Genomic DNA, 19,773 nt, shown 5'->3' on the forward strand with positions numbered 1-19,773 from the left:
TGCCTAATCGCGCGTGCTTACACCCCCTTCGTATACATGGCTAAATCCTTTCTGACGGAAATTAAAGAACACTTCGGTAGTGGCAACTACGAGGGCGACGAACACGGAGGGGCCAACGGCGCTTCGGGCCAGGGCCTGCCCACCGGCTCGCCGGGCAACTTCATGTTTGCCACCGGCATCGAGTGTTCGTACCCCACCATCGAACACGGTAAAGTGCGCCGCGACCTGCTCGAAGAGTGCGGGCACTACGAGCATTGGAAGAAAGACCTGCAGCTGGTGCAGGATATGGGCCTGAAGGTACTGCGCTATGGCCTGCCCTACTACAGCATGCACAAGGGCCCCGGTGAGTACGACTGGGAGTTTGCCGATAAGGTAATGGCCGAAATCCAGCGGCTGGAAATCACGCCCATCCTCGATTTGATGCACTTCGGGGTGCCCGACTGGCTGGGTAACTTCCAGAACCCCGAGCTACCGGTGCACTTTGCCGAATACTGCGGCGCCGTGGCCCAGCGCTATCCGTGGGTGCGCTATTACACGCCCATCAACGAAATCTACGTAACGGCCAAGCTGAGTGCCAAAGACGGCATTTGGAACGAACAACTGCGCTCGGACGAGGCCTTCGTGACGGCCATCAAGCACATGGTGGCGGCCTCCATTATGGGCAACCAGCAAATTGCCAAGCACCGCCCCGACTGCGTGATTGTGCAGAGCGAATCGGCCGAGTACACCCACGAGCTGCGCACCGAGCGCACGCCCCATATTCAGCTGGAAAACAAGCTGCGTTTCCTGGCCCTCGACCTGCTCTACGCCCATCATCCCGACGGCGAGGTAGTCTCCTACCTGCGCAAAAACGGCCTTACCCAGGAAGAGTACGACTGGTTTATGGTCGGTGAGCCTCCGGGATACCAGATTATGGGCAACGACTACTACGGTCGCAACGAGCGCATGATTCTGCCCGATGGCGAAGTGCTGGTGGCCTCCGATGTAATGGGCTGGTTCAACATCACCCACGATTACTACTTGCGCTACCGCAAGCCGGTGATGCACACCGAAACCAACATCTTCGACCCCAATGAGGCGCCAATCTGGCTCTGGAAGCAGTGGGTGAACATTCTGCAGATGCGCAAAATCGGGGTGCCCGTGCTCGGTTTCACCTGGTACTCGCTCATCGACCAGGTCGATTGGAACCGGGGCCTGGAGGTGAAGGAGGGCACCGTAAACGCCTGCGGCCTTTTCGATATGGACCGCAACCCCCGCCCCGTAGCCGCGGCCTACAAGCGGCTGCTGCAGGAATACGGCCAGATTGCCATTATTCCCCACGGCGAATTGTTCGAGCAAACCAGCCGCCCGGCCACGCTGAAAGTGGAGATTTAGACTTTGATAAGCGAGAGGCTGGGGTTTAGCATAAACCACCTGTCATCCTGACGCAGGAAGGACCTTATTCTACCAGAAAGTATCGTTAATACGGTACTTCTGGTGAGATAAGGTCTTTCCTGCGTCAGGATGAAGGTAGTTTCTTCTGGCTTCTTGCATAATCTATGAAAAAATAATCCTACCATATTTGTAAGAACGAAATAGAGTGGCTACTTTCCAGCAGCTCAACTGCTTAACGGCCACTGTATGGCGAAACTCTACTTTCTGGTAGTTCTTTTGACTGGGCTGCCGCTTGCGTCGCGCGCGCAGGGCTTGTGGGGTGCCCGCTCGGCCGCATTGGGGCAGATTGGCACCGTGCTGGAGGCCGATGGCTGGGCCGGCGCCAGCAACGCCGCCGCGCTCGGCCTGCTTAGCCGGCCCACGGTAGCAGTGGGGGCTGAAAACCGCTACTTACTGCCCACTCTCAACACGGTTTCATTGGTGGTAGCGGTGCCCATCGGCTATCGCCGCGCCGATGTTCTGGCCGCACCAGTGGCGGGCGTGGCAGCCGCCATAGCCGGTGCCGAGGCGCCGCGCTACGGCACCGTGGGCGTTACGGCGCAGCGTTTTGGGGGCACGCTGTACTCCGAGCAGCGGCTGGGGCTGGGCTACGGCTACCAGCTGGGCACCGTGCGGGTGGGGGCCCGAGCCGAGGTGCTGCAAACCAGCATTCAGGGCCTCGGTAGCCGCCGGGCCGTGGCTGCCTCGCTGGGGGGGCAGGCCGATATCATTCCGCGCAAGCTCACCTTCGGGGCCACGCTCTACAACCTCAACCAGGCCCGCTTGGCCGAATACCAGGACGAGCGCCTGCCCACCGTGCTGCGGGCCGGCCTGGCCTGGCGCCCCGCCGACAAGGTGCTGCTGCTGCTGGAAACCGAAAAAGATGTGGAGCAGGATGCCGACTTCAAAGCCGGCCTCGAATACCAGCCCCTGCCGGCCCTGGCCTTGCGCGCCGGCCTGAGCACGCTCACCAGCCAGCTTACCGGCGGCCTGGGCCTGCGCACCGGGGCATTCCGGATTGATTATGCCGCCGGCTGGCACGAGGCGCTGGGCCTGAGCCAGCAGCTGAGTGCCGCCTACGTGTGGGAAAAGCCCGGTAAACCATGAAGCCGTGCCCGCCGCTGGACCGCCCGCTGGCGCGCCCGCTGCCCGCGCTGCTGCTCTTGGTGCTGCTGCTCCTGCTAAGCGCCACCACGGCCCGGGCCCAGGAGTACCCGCGCCCGCCCGTGCCCGACCTCGACCGGCTGACGCAGGAGCTGTTTGCCGAAATCCAGAGCGACGAGAACAGCGTGGCCTACGAGGACCTCTATGAAACGCTGTTGCTCTACTACCAGACCCCGCTTAACCTCAACCTGGCCACCCGCGACGAGCTGCGCAGCCTGCTGCTGCTTTCCGAAACCCAGATAACCCACTTGCTCGACCACCGTCAGCGCACCGGCCTGCTGCTGAGTTTGTATGAGCTGCAAAGCGTCGAGGGCTTCGATCTGCGCACTATCTACCGTATCGCGCCCTTCGTGGCCGTGCTGACGACGGACCCCAACGCGGTGCGCGGCAACCTCTGGCAGCGCATTGGGCAGGAAGAAAACAACGCCCTGTTTCTGCGCTACGAGCGCACCGTGCAGGGCCGCCCCGGCTACAGCCGCGCCGATACGACCAGCACCGGCCGCCCCGCCACCCGCTACCTGGGTTCGCCCGACAAGCTGCTGCTGCGCTACCGCGTGAGCCGGAGCCGCGACTTCAGCCTGGGTTTCACGGCCGAGAAAGACGCCGGCGAACAACTCATCTGGAGCCCTAACACCCGCCGTTACGGGGCCGATTTTTACTCGGCCCACTTCGTGGTGCAGGAGCGGGGCCGGCTCAAAACGCTGGCGCTGGGCGACTATCAGCTGCAATTTGGGCAGGGGCTGTTGCTGTCGTCGGGGTTTGTGGTGGGCAAGGGGGCCGAAACCATTACCACCGTGCGTCGCAGCTCGGTGGGCGTGCGGCCCTACGCCTCGGTGCTCGAAAACTCGTTTTTTCGGGGCGCGGCGGCCACGGTGGCCGTTACGCCCACGGTGCGGGCCACCGTGTTCGGCTCGCGCAAGCGCGTCGATGCTTCTATCCAGCAGGCCCAGGATTCGCTGGCCGAGTTCCGCGAGTTTACTTCGGGCTTACAGCTGAGTGGTTTCCACCGTACGCCCACCGAACTGGCTAACCGCAACGCCCTGCAGGAAACCGTGCTCGGCGGCCACGCCCAGTACACCAGCCTGAGCGGCGACCTGCAGCTGGGCGCCACCGCCATCAACACCCAGTTCGATAAGCCCCTGCAGCGCCGCGACGAGCTATACAACCAGTACGAGCTGCGCGGCGACCACAACCTGGCCCTGGGGGCGCATTACAGCTACGTGTGGCGCAACCTGCTGCTGTTCGGCGAAACGGCCCGCAGCACCAGCGGCGGCCTGGGCACCGTGAACGGCTTGCTGGCCAGCCTCTCGCCGGCCGTCGATGTGTCGGTGCTGCAGCGCCACTACGCCCGTAACTTCCACACGCTCTACGGCAATGCGTTTGGCGAGAATACGCGCAACATCAACGAAAACGGGCTGTACGTGGGCCTGAAAGTGCGGCCCGCGCCGCGCTGGGAGGCCTCGGCCTACTACGACCGGTTCAGCTTCCCGTGGCTACGCTACCAGGTGGGCGCCCCCAGCACCGGCCACGACTGGCTGCTGCGCCTCACCTTCAGCCCCAGCAAAACCAGCTTGCTCTATATGCAGCTGCGCCAGCGTACCAAAGCCTACGACGCCGATACGCTGCGGGCCGTGCCGCTGCCCGTGCCCACCCAGCGCCGCAGCCTGCTGCTGTTTTACGACACCAGCCCGCTGCCCCAACTCAGCTTGCGCACCCGTGTGCAGGGCAGCAGCTACCGCGAAGACGGTGGCCCGGCTAGCCGCGGCTACGTGCTGGCCCAGGACGTAACCGTGCAGCCCCTGCGCCGCCTGCGCCTCTCGGCCCGCTACGCCCTCTTCGACACCGACGACTACGACACCCGCCAGTACGTGTTCGAGCAGGACGTGCTCTACGCCTTCTCCATTCCGGTGCTTTCGGGCCAGGGCACCCGCACCTACGTGCTGGCCCAGTTCGAGGTCAACCGCCACTTCACGCTCTGGCTGCGCTACGCCGACACCCACTACCGCCACCAAACCACCGTCGGCTCGGGCCTCGACGAAATTCAGGGCAACCGCCGCTCCGACGTGAAGGCCCAGTTGCGGTACCGGTTCTAGGGGAGGTTCCACATTAGCAACAACCCTTCTCCGAATGGTTAAGGGCACTGCTGAGAGTGAAGCTGTGTAACTTGCCTCTATGAAGCCGATAATTATCCTTTCTATGATAGCGATGTTGGTATCTGCCAACGCATTCGCCCAAGCACCTAACCCGCCGCTGCTACCCAAGCCTACCGTTACCAAAGACGACCCCCAGGTGTATAACGTGACCCGTAACGGCCTGGAGATGAACGTGCAGTACCGTGGTCCACGCGAGTGCGCCCTGGCCTTTCTGCAACAGGCCCGCGAGGAAGGGTGGAACAAGGAAGAGCAAGCTGAGCAAGCTGCCAAAGTGCCTCCAGGTGGCTACTTGCTCGGCTATTGGTCGCGGTCAACGGCAGCGTTAGCTTCTGCCGAGCACTTCACCATTACGGTGGAAGCGGCCGACGGGCACCCTATTGTGCGCTGGCAATCCCCTGTTTCAAAACCTGAACAGTTGCGCCTGGGAACCAGTATCTTATATACGGAAGTAGTTACGGTGCACCTCCCCGTACCGCTAGCTGACGGGGACCGGGTGCTGGTGGAGGAAAGCACTGTCAAGAAGCGCTTTGTGTTTGTAATTCGGCTGTAATTAAGGTAGCGGCGTGGTTAATGACAACAGCCCGGCAGCGAATATCTTTTGCCGGATATGCTACCACCCGAAAGCGCATAAAAAAACGGTCATCCCCCGCCCATAAGCGAAGGATGACCGTTTTTTCTAAGCTCTAAGCTCTAAGCTCTAAGCTCTAAGCTCTAAGCTCTACTGCTTCAGCAGGCGCACCACGCTCGTGCCGTTGGGCAGGTCGAGGTGCAGCTGGTAGATGCCGGTGCCGAGCGGGCTCAGGTCGAGGCTGGTTTGCAGCTCGGCCGCGCCCTTGGTCAGGGTCTGGGTTTTCACCACCCGGCCCACGGCGTCGGTGACGCGCAGCGTGACGGGGCCGCGCTGGTCGTTGCCGATGCGTACCCGGAACAGGCCGGTGCTGGGGTTCGGGGCTACCTCAATGCCCTGCAGGGCGGCAGCTACGGCACGCGTAATCACTGAAACCGTCTGGCAGGCTTGGTTCGAGTAGGCCGAGGCGCCGGCCGTGTTGATGGCCCGCACGCGGTAGCACAACTGGCCGTTGGTCGTCACCTTGTCGGTGAAGAACGTAGAGCCGGCGGCCACGGTGCCTACCTTGGTGAAGGTAGTAGAGGGGGCCAGCGCGCGCTCAATCTCGTAGCCGGTTTCGTTGGTAGCGTTATCGAGCCAGATCAGGTCGATATCGGCGCCCGTGGCGGTAGCCATCGGCGCCAGAGCGGTCAGCGAGGTAGGCGCCAGGGGCAACTCATCCGAAGTGCATACTTCCAGGCTCCAGCCCGTGAGCGTGCCGCCGTTGCCGGGCTTACTGTCGATAATGGTGAGCGTCCAGTTGCCGTTGGCTGGCTGGTTGAGCAGCTCGCCAAACGAGTTGAGCGGCCGTACCGTGGTGCCGGCTACCAGTGGGCAGGCAATGGCGGCAGTAGCGGCATCGTCGAAGCTCAGGTTTAGGTTGGCACCCGAGCAGTTGCCAGTGAACAACACCACCCGACGGCCGGCGGGGTTGGTGAGCGAAATTTCCAGCTCGCTCACGTCGGGGTGCGTGATGGCCAGGTTGCGCACCCGAATGTTGGAGGTGCGGTTGGTGCTGGTTACGGCGATAATCGACGTAACAGTTGACGTGCCCGTAGCCGAAATGGTGAGCGGTACATTGGTGGCAGCCAGCGTCTGGCAGGTCTGGGTACCGGTCGTAAAGTTGGTCACGGCCGAGTACGGACCCGCCCCGCAGCCGCCCACAGCCCGCACCCGCACAAAGTACTGGGTGGAAGCCTGCAGCTGGTTTGGCACGAACGAGTTGGCCGGGCTGATGGTCTGCGTGATGACGCCCGTGGTGAAGGCCGCATCAAGCGCCAGCTGCACCTCGTAGCCGGTAGCGTCGGGCACCGGCGACCAGCTGATGAGCGGGCGTAGCGTGGTGCGGGTGCTGGCCGTAGTCGGGGCCGTGATGGTCGGGGCCTGGGTAATGCCTGGCAGAATCGTTAGCGGCACATCAAGCGTGCGCGTGTCGGTGCCGCTGACACCCGTCAGCTGCAGCGTGTAGGTACCCGCGGCCGTCGTGCCAGCGGCCGTGATGGTGGCTGTGGTGCTGGTGCCGGCCGCCACGGTAGCGGCGGGGAAGGTAACCGTTACGCCGGCCGGCAGGTTGGTGGCGGCCAGTGTTACCGGGCCGGTAAAGCCCTGGAGCTGGCCCACGGTGAGGGCCACCGTGCCCGAGTTGCCGGCGCAGAAGCGCAGGGCGCTGGCCGGTCCGGCCGGGCCCTGCAGGAAGAAGGTTGGCCCGGTGGGCACGTCAATTTTGAAATTACGGTCCGACACGTCGAAGAAAATACCGCCCGTGGCCTGCACCTTGATGCGGGCCTGTGCGGTAGCGGCCACACTGGCCGGTAGCGTCAGCGTTTCGTAGCCGTCGTTGGGGGTGTTAGCCAGCAGCGTAGTCGGGAAGGTCAGGCCGCCATCGGTCGAGAGCAGAATGTCCACATTGGCGGCGCTGATGGGGGCCTGGGTGGTGTTGGCCACGTCCCAGCTTACCTGCTGCGGGGAGCCTACCAGCCAGTTCGTGTTGGCCGAGTTGGGAGCCGTTACCACAAAAGGACCAGCCGTAGGCACCACGACCACGTTCATCGAGTCGTAATCAACCCCACCGCCGCCGGTCCGGTTGTCGCGGGCCACGAGGCGGAAAATGAGGCGGCGGCCGTAAGTTGGCAGCAGCTCGCCCCGGGTTTGGGTGTTGTTCAAGATGTCGCTCAGGCGCGGGAAAGTGCGGCTGGGGCTGGTGGTGGGAGAGAAGGTGCGGAACAGGGGGGCGTCGCCCTCGGGCGCGTTGGGCGCACCGGCCGGCCCCAGGTTGTACTGCTCCCACGAGTAGGTGAGGGCGTCGTTGTTGGCGTCGGTGGCCGAGCCAGTGAGCGTGAAAGGCGTGCGCACCGGAATGGCGTAGTTGCGGCCGGCATTCACGGCCGGGGCCGTGTTGCCGGTAGCCGTGGCCGCCGAGCAGTCCTGCGCCCGGGTAATGTGGGCCACAATCTGGTCGAAGCTGCGCGAGTGGAAGAAGGCGTCGGAGTTGGGCTGGGTGTTATCAGCCCCGCAGATGCCGGCGTAGGCCATGATAGTGGTGCCCGAGCCCGGCTCGTAGGCCGAAACGGCGGCCCGGTTGCCCCCGCCGCAGCTGCCGGTCTGGCTGTTGAAAGTGTGGTCGCCGCCGAACTGGTGCCCCATTTCGTGGGCTACGTAGTCGACGTCGAAGGCGTCGCCGATGGGGCTGTTGGTGCCCGTTACGCCCCGGGCCTTGCCCGTGTTGATGCACACCGAGGGTTTCTGGGCCACGCCCCCGCCGTTGGTGCTGAACACGTGGCCGATGTCGTAGTTGGCGTTGCCGATGCGCGTATCAACGGTCGTCTGGTTCTGGTTAAGCATGGCACTCCCGTTGTTGTTGGTGTACGGGTCGGTGTCAGCGTCAAAGAAAATCAGGGTGTCATTCTTGGGCACTATCACCATGCGCACGGCCACTTCGCGCTCATAGATACCGTTGATGCGGTTCATCGTGGTGGCGAAGGCCGCCATCACCGACTCCTTGGTACCGCCGTGGAAGGCCGAGTATTCGGCCGTGGCGGCCAGCGCCAGCCGGTAGGTGCGCAGGGTGGTGCCGTTGGCTACGGCCGCACGCTGGGCGGCGCTCAGCTTTATTTCGGGCTCGTTGCCGTCGGGCGCGGGTACGGCGCAGGTGAAGGCGGGCATCAGCATGTTGCGCCGCTCAAACACGAGATGGGTGCTGCTGCCCTTGGCCGTCGGGTCGATGTAGACGGTGTAGCCGACGGCCAGAATCTGGGCGTGGAAGCCGGCGGGCGTTATATCAAGCCGGGCCGTGGCCGAGGGGTCGTCGAGGCCCTGGGCCACGTAGGTGCGGATGCTGGGGTAGCGGGCGGCCAGCGCCGGAGCCATTACCGGCACCTGCTCTACCCGAAACCGCTGCGAGGTGCCGTTGGGCAGGGGCAGCGAAATAACCGTGGCCGGGCCCCGGTTGCCGGTGCGCTCCAGTGGTGCTGTTTTCAGCGCTTCGCGCACGGCGTCCAGCTGAAAACTTACCGACCGGAAGTGGCTGAGTGCCTGCGTAGCGGCGCGGGCCTGGGCGGGTACCTGCGGCGCATCGGCCCACAGCACGCGCTGGGCCTGAGCCGCCGATGAGCCCGCCAGTAGCAGTGCCGAGCCGGCCAGCAGCGGCCGCCACGTTTGCCGTAGCAGAGTAGAAAGTAATTGCATAAAGAAACAGAAGGGTGAGAAAGAATAGAAAGAGGGCGCATCCTCCGCATTAGCAAAGAAAACGCCCTCAAGATATGATATTTGTCGGCAGCCTGTCGGATTTTCTGCTAAAATGGCAGCCGGATTTAGCAAGTAGATCAGCCGAAAATAGGTCAGCCAAACGAAAGCGCATCCCGGATTACTATTCCGCCGCTGGTACCCGCCTACGCGTCGGTTTTCAGTAGTACCAGTTGGGCTTTATCGGCGGCGCTTACTTTGCGGCGGAACTCCAGGTAGGCTGGGTAGTCGGCGCGGGCGAAGCGGGTGCGCGGCATTTCGAGGCGGCGCACGTAGCGGATGCTGCCATCGGGCAGGGCCTGCAGCTGGCTGGAGTAGGTGCCGAAGGGTGTCGTCAGCTGTACCGGGGCCGGGAGCTGCTCGGGCTGCAGGCTGGCGGGCAGGTGCAGCTGCACGGTATCAAGCTGGGTGAACGCATAGTCGAGCCAAACGTCGGTTTGCCGCTCGCCCACGGCTGGCGTGGGGGCCGAGAGACGGCTGAGCAGATTGGGCGTAATAAACACGCGTTTGCCGCTGGGCGGAGCCAGGCCGGGCAGCGTGAGGGCCAGCGTTTCTACCAGGCCCGGTATGGTAGCCGTGGTTGGCAGCGGCTGGAACGCCACCTTATCGAGCGTGAAGTTGCCCAGGGCCAGGCGGTTGCTCACGCGCTTCTTCTGTTCGCTCAGCTCCAGGCCCGCCAGGCCGGCTACGGCATCATACTCGAGGCCAGTGCGTAGGGTGCGCAGCGTGGCCTTCGCGTTGCCGTTGGCATCAAGATACACATCGGCGTGGCGCTGGCGGCGGTTTTCGGCGGCCCCGTAGCGGGGCGTGGGCACCAACCGACCGCCTTCGGGCAGCAGCAGCAGCGCATGGCGGTTGCCCGTAAAGCTGCCCATGTAACCGAAGGGGTTGGTCTGGTCGGTGCATTCCAGCCACACGGTATCGGCCTTAGCAGCTTTCAGCGGCACGCACAGCACCACATGGTTGAACTGCGAGCTGGGAAAATCGGTGCGGATGTCGTGCTCGTCGGCGCCGGCCTTTATCAGGGCAGCATGGGCCGTGATGCCGGCCGCGCTCAGCAGGGCCTGGCAATAGTTGGTCAGGGCCTTGCAGTCGCCGTAGCCCTTGGCGGCCACATCGGCGGCCGGAAACGTCTGCCAGCCGCCCAGCCCCAATTGCACCGAGATGTAGCGGGTGTTGGCCTGCAAAAACTTGTACACCTTCCGGATGCGGGCCCGCTCGTCGGTTTCGCCGGCTACCAGCGCCTGCATGCCGGCCACCAGGGCCGGGGGCAGCGTGGCGCGGTTGGCGTTCAGCTCGTAGGTCCAGCGGCTGAGGTCGGCCCAGCTGTTGAGCTGGCCGGCATGGCCTTCCACCTCAAACGCGCTGGGCGCCGTAAACACGGCCGGCGTCAGCTCCGACACCGGCGGCGCGTCGGTTTCCTCTTCCAGCGCCGCCAGGTTCTGCACCCGCCACGCGTACACCTGCTGGCCGGCCACCGTGCTTTGGGCCAGGGCCGTGCCGGCCGGCAGCCGCCGCTCCTGGAAGCGCAGCGCCAGCCCGGCCGGCATCACCACCTTAAATGTAGCCTCCTGCACGCTGAACTGCTCGGTGGCCTGGGGTTTCCAGGTCGAGTAGAACAAGGGGTTATCCGATACCACTTCGTACTCAAACTCGACGGTGTAGGGGTAGGTGGGCTGGCTGAGGTCGGCCACCCGGCCGCGGGCATCGGTGGCCAGGCTGAAGCCGTCGGACAGGCTGATGTCGCGGATGTCCTGGCTGCGCAGCTGCCGCAGCTGCCGGCCGCCGGCGTCGTACACGGCCCCCCGGAAGTAGCTGATGCGGTTGAGCGAGCTGTAGTACACCAGCTCGGAGGCCCAGCGGCTGCCCGCTTCGTCGAGAATCGTGGTGGCCCGCAGCACCGTTTCCACGGTGCGGGCCGCCGATTTTACCGTCAGCAGCTCATCGTGGCGGCGCTCCACGGCGTGGGCGTTTTCGCGGAGCGCCGCGGGCAGCTCGGCCACCGCGTATTTGGGCGCCGGCCCCGCCCAGGCAGTTAGCGCACTGCCCGCAAAAAGGATAAAAGCGAATGGGATACAACGCATGGCCTTAGTGAATAACGAATAATGAACAGTGACTAAGGAATAGTGAGCTGCGTAATATCGAAGCTGTTTACAAAGTCAAAAGGCGGTCATGCTGAGCTTGTCGAAGCATCTCTACCGCTTCGTCGCAGTCATCCAACGAAGCGGTAGAGATGCTTCGACAAGCTCAGCATGACAATTTCGTAACCATGGCCGACTTTGTAAACAGCTTCATCTGCTCACTATTCCTTAGTCACTGTTCATTATTCACTAAAATCAGGATTTCTTTTTGATGACCAGCCGCTCGCCCTGCTTAGCCATGAGGCGGGCGAAGAACTCGCGCAGGTACGTGTATTCTTCGGCCGAGTAAACTGGCCTGCTCAGGCTCAGGCGGCTTACCAGCTGTATGCCCGCGGGGGTGCTTTGTACTCCGTAAAGAAAGCGCCCGCCCTTTTCGGGCAGATCCATTACCAGGCCCTGGGGTGTTTCGGCCAGCTCATAGCCGGCGGGCAGTGTCAGGGTAATCATGGTAGTTTCTTCCAGCGGGGTGCCAAAATCGACCGGGAAACGGCGGTTCTCGTGCAGAAAGGGGTTTTTCTCCATTCCAAAATCGCGAAGCGGATTCAGATACAGGGTGCCGGCCGGCGCGTTGGCCTCAGCGTTGCTCACAAAATCGTAGTCGAGCGTGAGCGGTTTCTGTAATTGGTCGCGCTCCTTAAATGCGTATTTGGGAATGCTCCAGCCCTCGTGGCCGGCGCTCAAATCGGCTACGTACTTTTTCTCGCCCAGCTCGCGCAGCTTCTCGCGCTGCGCCAGGGCCTGGTAGCCGGCGTGCTCCTGGTGTACACTGCCGCGCAGGCCCCCGTTTTCGTCCAGCGCCATAGTTACCTGGCGGTAGGAGGTGAGGCGCTCTTTGGGCGTAAGCTCCACCCAGCGCGACTCCTGGCCCCGGGGCATAATCAGGCGGCCCTGGCCGTTGAGGCAGCGGTGGGGCAGCATGCCCGACGGAGCCAGCTCCTCGGTGGCATCTACCAGCATTTCCTGGCCGTCGGGTAGCTGCACGTGGGCCAGCACGTAATTGAGGCGGCTGAGCAGCGGCGGCATATCGGGTAGCAAGTGGCCGTGCGAGCGGGTGCTCAGTACCACGGGGTTGGCCTTGAAGCCGGCCTCGCGCAGGGCCGCAATCAGCAGCAGGTTTACATCGGCGGCCGAGCCGGCTTTCTGGTCGTAGGCCCGGCGCACGGTGGAGGTGGCCCGCAGGCTGCTCTGGCCGTTGTGCTTGATGCTGCCACGCACCAGTCCGTGCACGGCGGCCACGCGGGCCACTGGGTCGGTGCCGGCCTTTGCCAGCAGCGGCGTAAGCTGGTCTTTCAGAAAGCCCCCCCGATTCATTTGAGTCCCGAAGTCCTCGTTATTGAGAAGTTCCTCCTCGATTTTGTCCCACGAGCCGGCCACGGCTTCGTAGGGCCGGCCGGGCATGCGCGTGCCCGCCAGCTCGAAATCGATGCGGGCCAGGTAGTCGTCGGTGGTGGTCATGTAAGGCTCCTCGCGCAGGGCCGGTACCTCCTTCATGGCCCAGCGGTAATTGGTCATGAGGGGCGTATACGTATCGGAGCCGCCTGCCGTGCGGGTCGCCGTAAAGCCCCCGCCCTCGCTCTGCCCCGAGTAAGAAACCACGAACTGGCCCGTCGATTTGGTCTGCTCCGTTACCGTTAGCGGCTCGTAGCCCTGCATCACCATCCGGTAGTCGAAATACTCCGGAATAGACGCCCGGTACTCGCTCCAGCGCACCGGAATATCTTCCTGAAACGTCCAGTCCTGGAAGTTGAACGCAAAGTCGGACGCCACCGAGTAGCTGTACTCCACCACCGAGCCCACGCGCACGTTGGGCAGCGTGAATTTGCGCACCGTTACGTTGGCCGAGCTTTCTTCCTTGAAAATAGCATCCGAGTTCAGCTTTTCCTTCACCACCTGCCCGTTTACCAGGTTGTAGGTGAAGCCTTTCAGACTCGTCAGCTTTTCGTCGCGGCCGTTGGCATGGTACAACGGAACCCGGCCGCTGGCGTACTCGTAGCCCGATTTTTTGAGGATTTTAATGCGCTTTACCCGCTCAAATATCACGGAAAAACCTTTGCCACCATACGAAAAGTACGAGCGGCCAAAGTCGCACAGCACCACGGCCGAGGCGGCGCTGTCGGCCACAAAGTTGCGGTCGGTCAGGTCGGCTTCGTTGATGCTGCCGAATTTGATGGGTGCGTCCTGGGCCTGGAGGAGCCCGGCCGTAGCCGTAATGAGCGTGCCGGTTAGCAGCGCCCTGAAAAGTAGCGGTTGCATCATAGTAAGCGGTGGTTTGAGCTTGAAAACATAGTGAAAAATTCCAGGGCAGTGCAGCCCGGCCGGTAGCAGCTCAGCGCCGGCACCTACTGCCGTTGCAGCACAATGGGCTCGGCTATTTTGGCCAGGGCCTTCGTGTAAAATTCGCGCAACGCCTGGTACTCCTGGGCCGAATAGCGGGTTTTGGTGAGTTGCAGCCGACTCACTACCAATAGTTGGCCAGGGCCGTTGGGCGTAGTCTGAAAAACGAATTTCCCGCCGTTGTTGGGCAGCGCCAGCTGCATGCTGGCCGGCAGGGCGGTGGCCGTATAGCCCGCCGGCAGCGTAAGCTCCAGGTGCTGCTCGAGGCGCGGCGCAACGGCAAAATCGACCGGATACATGCGGGTGGCAGCGCGGAAGGGGTTGCTCAGCTCACTCAGTGCCTGCAACGGCCGCAAATACATGGTAGGCGCGGACGACTCGGGGCCGGGCAGGCGGGCCTGCAGGTGCAACACTACCGGGCTATTGGCATCGGTTTCTGCCACTGCTGCCGCCGGCAATGGGGCTTGGTCGAGCTGCCAGTCGGGGTGGTTTTTTTGCCACTGCTGGCGCAGCGTGGCAACCGGCTGGCGGTGCTCGGCGGCGGCGTAGCCGCTGTACTCCTGCCGGATGGTGCCGCTTAGCTCGCCGGTGGGGGCCAGCACCAGTTTGGCTTGGGTATACACAAAATGGGGGGCCGCCGGTGCCAGCGACACCCAGCGCCCTTTGGGGCCCAGCAGCCGGCCCTGCTCATTGAGGCAACCCGCGGGCAGCAGGCCGGCTGTGAGGCTGGCGTCGGTGGCGTCGAGCAGCAACTCTTTGCCACCGGGCAGCGCCACATGTGCCACCACGTAGTTGAATTGGCTGAGCATGGGTAGCTCCGTTTGAATACGGCCGTTGCCGCGGGTGCTGAGCAGCAGCGGCTGGGCGTCCAGGCCCGCTTGTCGCAGCAGCGCTACCAGCAGCAGGTTGAGGTCGGCGGCGTTGCCTTGTCGCAGCTCCAGCACCCGGCGGGGTGGGGTGCTGGCATATAGGGCAGGCGTACTGTTATAGGCCACGGACTCCAGCAGCAGCTGGCGAACGGCTTTGGCCCGCGCGGTTGGGTCGGGTTGTACCGACAAGGTGCCGGCCCTGGCCTGCAGGGGGGAATCCCGCTCCAGGAAGCCACCGAAATCGGCGTGTCTGAGCAGCTGCGCTTCAATCTGCGCCCAGGTGCCCACCTGAAAAACCGGGTCGCGCGATGCGTCAAACTGAATGCGCTCCAGCTCAAAATCCACCCGGCTCATGTAGTCACGTTCCGTGGTCATGAGGGCCTCTTGATGAAATGAGGGCGCATTTTTCAGTACCCAGCGGCGGGTGAGGGCCTGGGCGGTAAGCGTTAGGTTTTCGGCGTAGGCCGGCGAGGTGCCGAAGCCGTTGCCGGACTGCTGGTACGAGGTCCGGTACTGTTCAATACCAGTTTCGTTCACCGTGAAAGGCAGGTAAGTCCGGGTCATCTCCTTGTAAGTATAGAAGGAGGGAATAGCCACCCGATACTCGCTCCAGCGCACCGGAATGTCGTGCTGAAAGCGCCAGTCCTGCAAATTGAACAGGAAGGGGGAAGTCAGCAGATACGTGAACTCGAGGATGGCCCCCGCCCGCACATTGGGCAGCGTGAAGGCGTACTCGTCGTGGTTTTCGTCGAGCTTGCGGCTGAATACGGCCTCCGTTTTCAGGGGTTCCTTGCTGAGCTGGGTGCCTGCCAGGTGGTAGGTAAAACCTTTGAGCTGGCTGATTTGCTCACGGCCGTTTTCTTTATCATGGTAAAGTACCACCCGCACGGTCGCGTGTTCGTAGCCCTCCGACCGGCGGATAAGCAGGCGGGCCGTGCGCTCGAACCGCAATTCGAAACCATCCTGTTTGCCTCGGATGCGCGACTGGCCAAAGTCGCAGAGCACTTCGGCGGCGGCCGAGTCGGGGGTGGGTTGCGCCAGTAGGGCAGCCGCCTCACGGGCATCGAGCTTACCGAACTTCAGCGGGGCCTCCTGGGCCCGGGCCAGCCCCGTAGTTGCCCCAGCAAGCCCAACCAGCAGTAGCTGTCGGCGCAACATGGATACATACATCGACACAACGAAAAAAATAAGCGGCAATAAGCCGGTTAATCCGGCCCGTGCTAACCATACAGGGTTACCATCAGAACCGAAATATCCTATTTATTTCGAAGATGAACAACACATGAAGTAAACTTATTTTCAGACTCCTACGAGCAGGGAGGCCCACGTGCTCCTAGGGTTCAGTAGGCGGTATGTTGCGGCGTTGGGCAGATTTGCCCAACGCCCGGCCCGGGCGGCTTCTTCAGGCTGCTTCCTCGGCCAGCACTGCCGGCACCCGCCGCCGCATCACCAGCAAAAACACTAGCCCGCAGCATACGCTGCCGGCGCTGAGCAGGTGCACGAAGGGCAGGTGAGCGGGCTCGTTGCCGAACACCCAGCCCGCCAGCAGGGCCCCCACGCCGATACCGGCTTCCAGGGCCATATACATTGTGGATACGGCCCGGCCGCGCCGGGCGGGATGGCTCAAATCCACGGTCCAGGCGTAAATGGTAGGCGAGTTGAGGCCCGTGCCCAGCCCGAACAGCATGGCCCCGGCCAGAAATACCGGCACCGAGCTAGCAAAAGCCAGCAACAGCAAAGAAGTGATAATAACGCCGGATGAGCCCAGCAGCACCGGCACCCGCCCGTAGCGGTCGGAGGCGCGGCCGGCCAGCAGGCGTACTAGCAGCGAGGCACCGGTGTAGCAGAGGTAGAACAGGCCCTTGCTTTCGCCGGTGAGGCCCAGCACCCGGCTCTGGTCGGGCACGACCGTGAAAATGGCCCCGAACGGAAACAGGAACAGGAGCGTAGCCGCCGATGGTATCAGCACCCGGGGCTCGAACACTTCCGCCCAGCTTTCAATTTTGAGCAGTTTCCAGCTGAAGCGCTGCCGCTGAGCCGGGGCCAGCGTTTCGGTCATGGTGCCCTGCACGATGAGGCTGAGCAGGGCCAGGCCCGAGGAGCAGTAGAACAGCACGTCGAGCGAGAAGTGGGCCGCCAGCCACGAGCCCAGTGTGGGGCCGGCCGCCATGCCCACCGAACCGGCCACACCCAGCAGGCCCATGGCTTCGCCCCGGCGGGCCAGCGGCACGATATCGGCAATGAAGGCGGCCGTGCCGGTGGGCTTGAAACCGGTGCTGAACCCGTGCAGCAGCCGCAGCCCCAGAAACCCCAGCACCGTAACCGTAAACGGATAAAAGAAGCCGCAGATAAAGCATACCAGCGAGCCAAATACCATCACCGGAATGCGTCCCACGGTATCGGCCAGCTTGCCCGAAAAGGGCCGCGAAAGGCCCGCCGTGAGCGTAAACAGGGCAATGATGTAGCCCTTGTACTCGCCGCCGCCCAGGCTGGTCAGGTAGTCGGGTAGCTCGGGCAGCAGCATGTTGAAGCTCATGAAAAACAGGAGCGACGAGAGGCACATCAGCCAGAAACCAGCCGTGTACACGCGGGGTGGGCGAGGCGCGGGGGCCGTAGTAGTAAGTGGGGAAACCATGCGGCCGCAAAGGTAAGCCGGCCAGGGCGGGGTTCGGCACTCCGGGCTAAGTTACTGCTACAGCTCCGGCTGAAACCTGCCCCCGCAACGGGTGAGCGGTAGCAGTGGACCAAGTCTGCTAGGAACAGCCGAAAAGAGTTCAGCCCCGGCAGAGCAGCGGGGCCGGTAGATCGGTCATGCTGTTCTGCCGGGGCTGAGGAGTAGGCCCGTTTGGCTGCTATTTGGACTGCTGGGCCGGAGCCGTCACGACCAGCACCTCGCCGGGCTTCACGGCGAAATCGGGTTTGCCATTCCACTCCATCAGCTGGTTGATGGTAACGCCGTAGCGGCGCGAAATGGCGTAGAGCGTTTCGCCCGGCTGCACCGTGTAGCGCACGGTAGCGGGCGGAGCAACGGCTGGCGCAGCCGAAGCCTGTGTGGCAGCCGGTGCAGCAGTAGCAGCCGGAGCCGCCACGCGCAGCACCTGCCCGATTTTCAGCGACGGATTAGCCGGCAGTTCATTCCAGGCGATGATATCGGCCGGGCGCAGCTTGAAGCGGCGGGCCACCGAGTACAGGTTTTCCTTGGGTTCCACGGTATGCAGGCCGCTGGCCGGTACCGGCTCCACGATGGTAGGTGGTCCGGCGGCGGGCACGGCAGCAGCTTCCGGGGCCGGAGAGGGTGCCGGGGCCGGAGATGGTGCCGGGGCAGGTGCCGCTGGAGTTACCGCAGTAGGGGCCGGAGCCGGTGGCGGGGTGGCAGCCGGGGCGGGTGTGGCGGGCCGGGGAGCCGGCGTAGCAACCGGGGCCGTCGCGGGTGCGGGCCGCCAAACCGGCGGAGCAGTTCGCGAAGCTTCCATATCGGCCGGAGCAGCGGGTGCTCCACTACGGGGCTCGTCGGCGACGGGGCGCGAGGCCGGCAGCGGCCGCCGCGGCGGTAGCGACGAAGCCGGCGTGGCGGCGGCTACCGGAGCCGCGGCCGGAGCTGGAGCCGGACTCGGAGCCGGAATCGGTTTTGCCGGCGCGGCGGCTGGAGTAGCGGGAACCGGAGCCGCCGCGGTCGGCGACTCGTTTACATCCTCCATCTGGGCGTCGGTCTCGTTGGCTGCCGAATTAGCTTCTGCGGCATCTCCCAGCGTCCGGTTGGCGCGGGCGGTGCTGCCGCGGTAGGGCTCCGGGTCGTTGGTGGTGCGCTTCCTAGGGGCCGGTAGCGGGGCCGGAGTGCTGGATACGGGCTGCTCGAAGGCGGCCAGCGCGGCGCGGTTCTGGCTATCGACGTACTCGATGGGCGTGGTTTTGGGGCGCGTGTGCTGCAACCACAGTACCCGGCCGGGGCGTAGCTCCTCGTTGCGAGCCATCCGGTTTTTCTGCCAGATGGCCTTGGCCCGCAGCCCGTACTTCTGCGACACGGTTAGCACGCTTTCGCCGGGCAAAGCTACGTGGTACTCCACGGCCGCCTTGTCGCGCTTCTTCTGCAGGAAATAGGGCTGGCCGGGCACAATCTGGTCGAAGGCAAACAGGTCGTTGTACTTGAGGAAGCGCCGCAGCTTGAGGCTGCCGCGGCGGGCCAGGGTTTCCTTGGTGTCGCCGGGCAGCGCAATTAGGGCCCGCAGGCCGTTTACGCGCACCAGGGCAGCGTTTTCGGGGTCGGCGGTGGGTGGGTTGAGTAGCTGGGTGGCGGCGGCCGTTTTTTGCTGGGCCGCCAGCAGCGTCAGCTGGGCGGGGTCGGAGATGGGTACCAGCACGGTGTAGGCGCGGTCGGTGGGCACGGTGGGGGCCAGCAGCCAGCGGTTGTGCTTGGCCAGCTCCTCAGGGTCCTGGCGCAGGCTGGTGGCCAGCAGGCTCAGGGGCTGCCCGGCCGGCGCCGGAAACTCCTGAAACAGCAGCGGCGGCCGCGGATTCAGGTTCAGCGCGGGCTCAAAAGCCACCTTGTGGGCCAGAAACGTGAGTACGTAGCCGTTGGTGCGCTCCGAAATCTCCATTTCGGTGGCATCGTAGTCGGTGGGCAGGGTGTAGGGCTTGGCCCCGGTCAGGCCCAGGTTGTAGCTGATGAGGGAGTTAATCCAGTTATGAAACGTTTTGTTGTTGCGCAGCAGGTACTGGGCCGCCGCCTTCGACGAGGCCACAATATGCTTGCGCTCATCCACCGACTCGTTCATCAGCAGCCCAAAATCCAGGGCTGCCTCGCGCTTGAACTGCCAGTAGCCCACGGCGTCGCTGATGCTCTGGGCATTGCCCTGCAAGCCGCTTTCATGGATGGCTAGGTAGCGGAAATCCAGCGGCAGCCCTTCCTGCTGAAAAACCCGGTCGATGAGCGGAAAGTAAGCATCGGCCAGCACTACCCGGGCCTGGAAAGAGGCGGGATGACGGCGCAGCGCGTCCACCTTCTGTTGCACGGCCGCCTGGCCGCCGGGGGTAAGGCGCAGGCGCAGGTTGCCCAGCGTAAGGTTGGCCGGTACAGGCACGGTTTGGGCCACTCCGAGCAGCGGAACCAGCAGCAGGAGCAGCAGATAAAGTCGTTTCATACAAAGCAGGCAATACGCGGAGCCACTGCGCCAGCCCCGCTGGCCGGCCCCGTCAGCCTACAAAGTAGAGGAAAAATCGGGTGCGTTCCGTGCTGGGACTCGCGAATCCAAGAGAATGACGGAATTCTACCGCGTAGCAAAGGGCGGTAAGCGGGCAGTGGTTCGCGCCCGGATCAGTTGCCGCGCAAACCCGGCCAGCGACGCAAGCAGCCC

The 19,773-nt window shown here is 63.7% G+C and carries 10 protein-coding genes; 4 read left to right on the plus strand and 6 right to left on the minus strand.

The features are described 5' to 3' along the window. The first annotated feature begins 36 nt into the window (after positions 1 to 36). The 4 genes from BLW21_RS07000 (at position 37) to BLW21_RS07015 (ending at position 5,280) form a co-directional block, all read left to right on the plus strand. Positions 37 to 1,374: a family 1 glycosylhydrolase gene (locus tag BLW21_RS07000; protein WP_092738741.1), complete on the plus strand. Its 1,338-nt coding sequence runs from the start codon at positions 37 to 39 to the stop codon at positions 1,372 to 1,374. Positions 1,375 to 1,620: 246 nt separating this feature from the next. Further along, positions 1,621 to 2,520, plus strand: coding sequence for a hypothetical protein (locus BLW21_RS07005; protein ID WP_092738742.1), 900 nt, complete (start codon positions 1,621 to 1,623; stop codon positions 2,518 to 2,520). Further along, on the plus strand, positions 2,517 to 4,670 hold the full coding sequence (locus BLW21_RS07010; protein ID WP_092738743.1) for a helix-hairpin-helix domain-containing protein: 2,154 nt from the start codon (positions 2,517 to 2,519) through the stop codon (positions 4,668 to 4,670). Before BLW21_RS07005 ends, BLW21_RS07010 begins: the two co-directional genes overlap by 4 nt. 112 nt (positions 4,671 to 4,782) lie before the next feature. Next, positions 4,783 to 5,280 (plus strand): hypothetical protein, encoded by a 498-nt coding sequence (locus BLW21_RS07015; RefSeq protein ID WP_139255114.1) that lies wholly within the window; start codon positions 4,783 to 4,785, stop codon positions 5,278 to 5,280. A gap of 168 nt (positions 5,281 to 5,448) precedes the next feature. Here BLW21_RS07015 and BLW21_RS07020 read toward each other — a convergent pair whose 3' ends face one another. The 6 genes from BLW21_RS07020 to BLW21_RS07045 form a co-directional block, all read right to left on the minus strand. Further along, positions 5,449 to 9,021, minus strand: coding sequence for a reprolysin-like metallopeptidase (locus BLW21_RS07020; RefSeq protein WP_092738745.1), 3,573 nt, complete (start codon positions 9,019 to 9,021; stop codon positions 5,449 to 5,451). Between the two features lie 203 nt (positions 9,022 to 9,224). After that, entirely contained in the window at positions 9,225 to 11,162 is a 1,938-nt protein-coding gene (locus tag BLW21_RS07025) for a DUF3857 domain-containing protein (RefSeq protein ID WP_092738746.1), read from the minus strand. Between the two features lie 252 nt (positions 11,163 to 11,414). Continuing rightward, positions 11,415 to 13,475 carry a DUF3857 domain-containing protein gene (locus BLW21_RS07030; protein ID WP_092738747.1) on the minus strand — a complete coding sequence of 687 codons (2,061 nt, stop codon included), beginning with the start codon at positions 13,473 to 13,475 and terminating at the stop codon, positions 11,415 to 11,417. Positions 13,476 to 13,558: 83 nt separating this feature from the next. Next, entirely contained in the window at positions 13,559 to 15,580 is a 2,022-nt protein-coding gene (locus tag BLW21_RS07035; RefSeq protein ID WP_175470889.1) for a transglutaminase domain-containing protein, read from the minus strand. A 244-nt stretch (positions 15,581 to 15,824) separates the two neighbouring features. Then, positions 15,825 to 17,057: an MFS transporter gene (locus BLW21_RS07040; protein WP_245711834.1), complete on the minus strand. Its 1,233-nt coding sequence runs from the start codon at positions 17,055 to 17,057 to the stop codon at positions 15,825 to 15,827. Positions 17,058 to 17,274: 217 nt separating this feature from the next. Further along, positions 17,275 to 19,560 carry a LysM peptidoglycan-binding domain-containing protein gene (locus BLW21_RS07045; protein WP_092738750.1) on the minus strand — a complete coding sequence of 762 codons (2,286 nt, stop codon included), beginning with the start codon at positions 19,558 to 19,560 and terminating at the stop codon, positions 17,275 to 17,277. Positions 19,561 to 19,773 lie beyond the last annotated feature (213 nt).

The sequence above is a fragment of the Hymenobacter psychrophilus genome (genome assembly GCF_900107135.1).
In the GTDB taxonomy this organism is placed as follows: domain Bacteria; phylum Bacteroidota; class Bacteroidia; order Cytophagales; family Hymenobacteraceae; genus Hymenobacter; species Hymenobacter psychrophilus.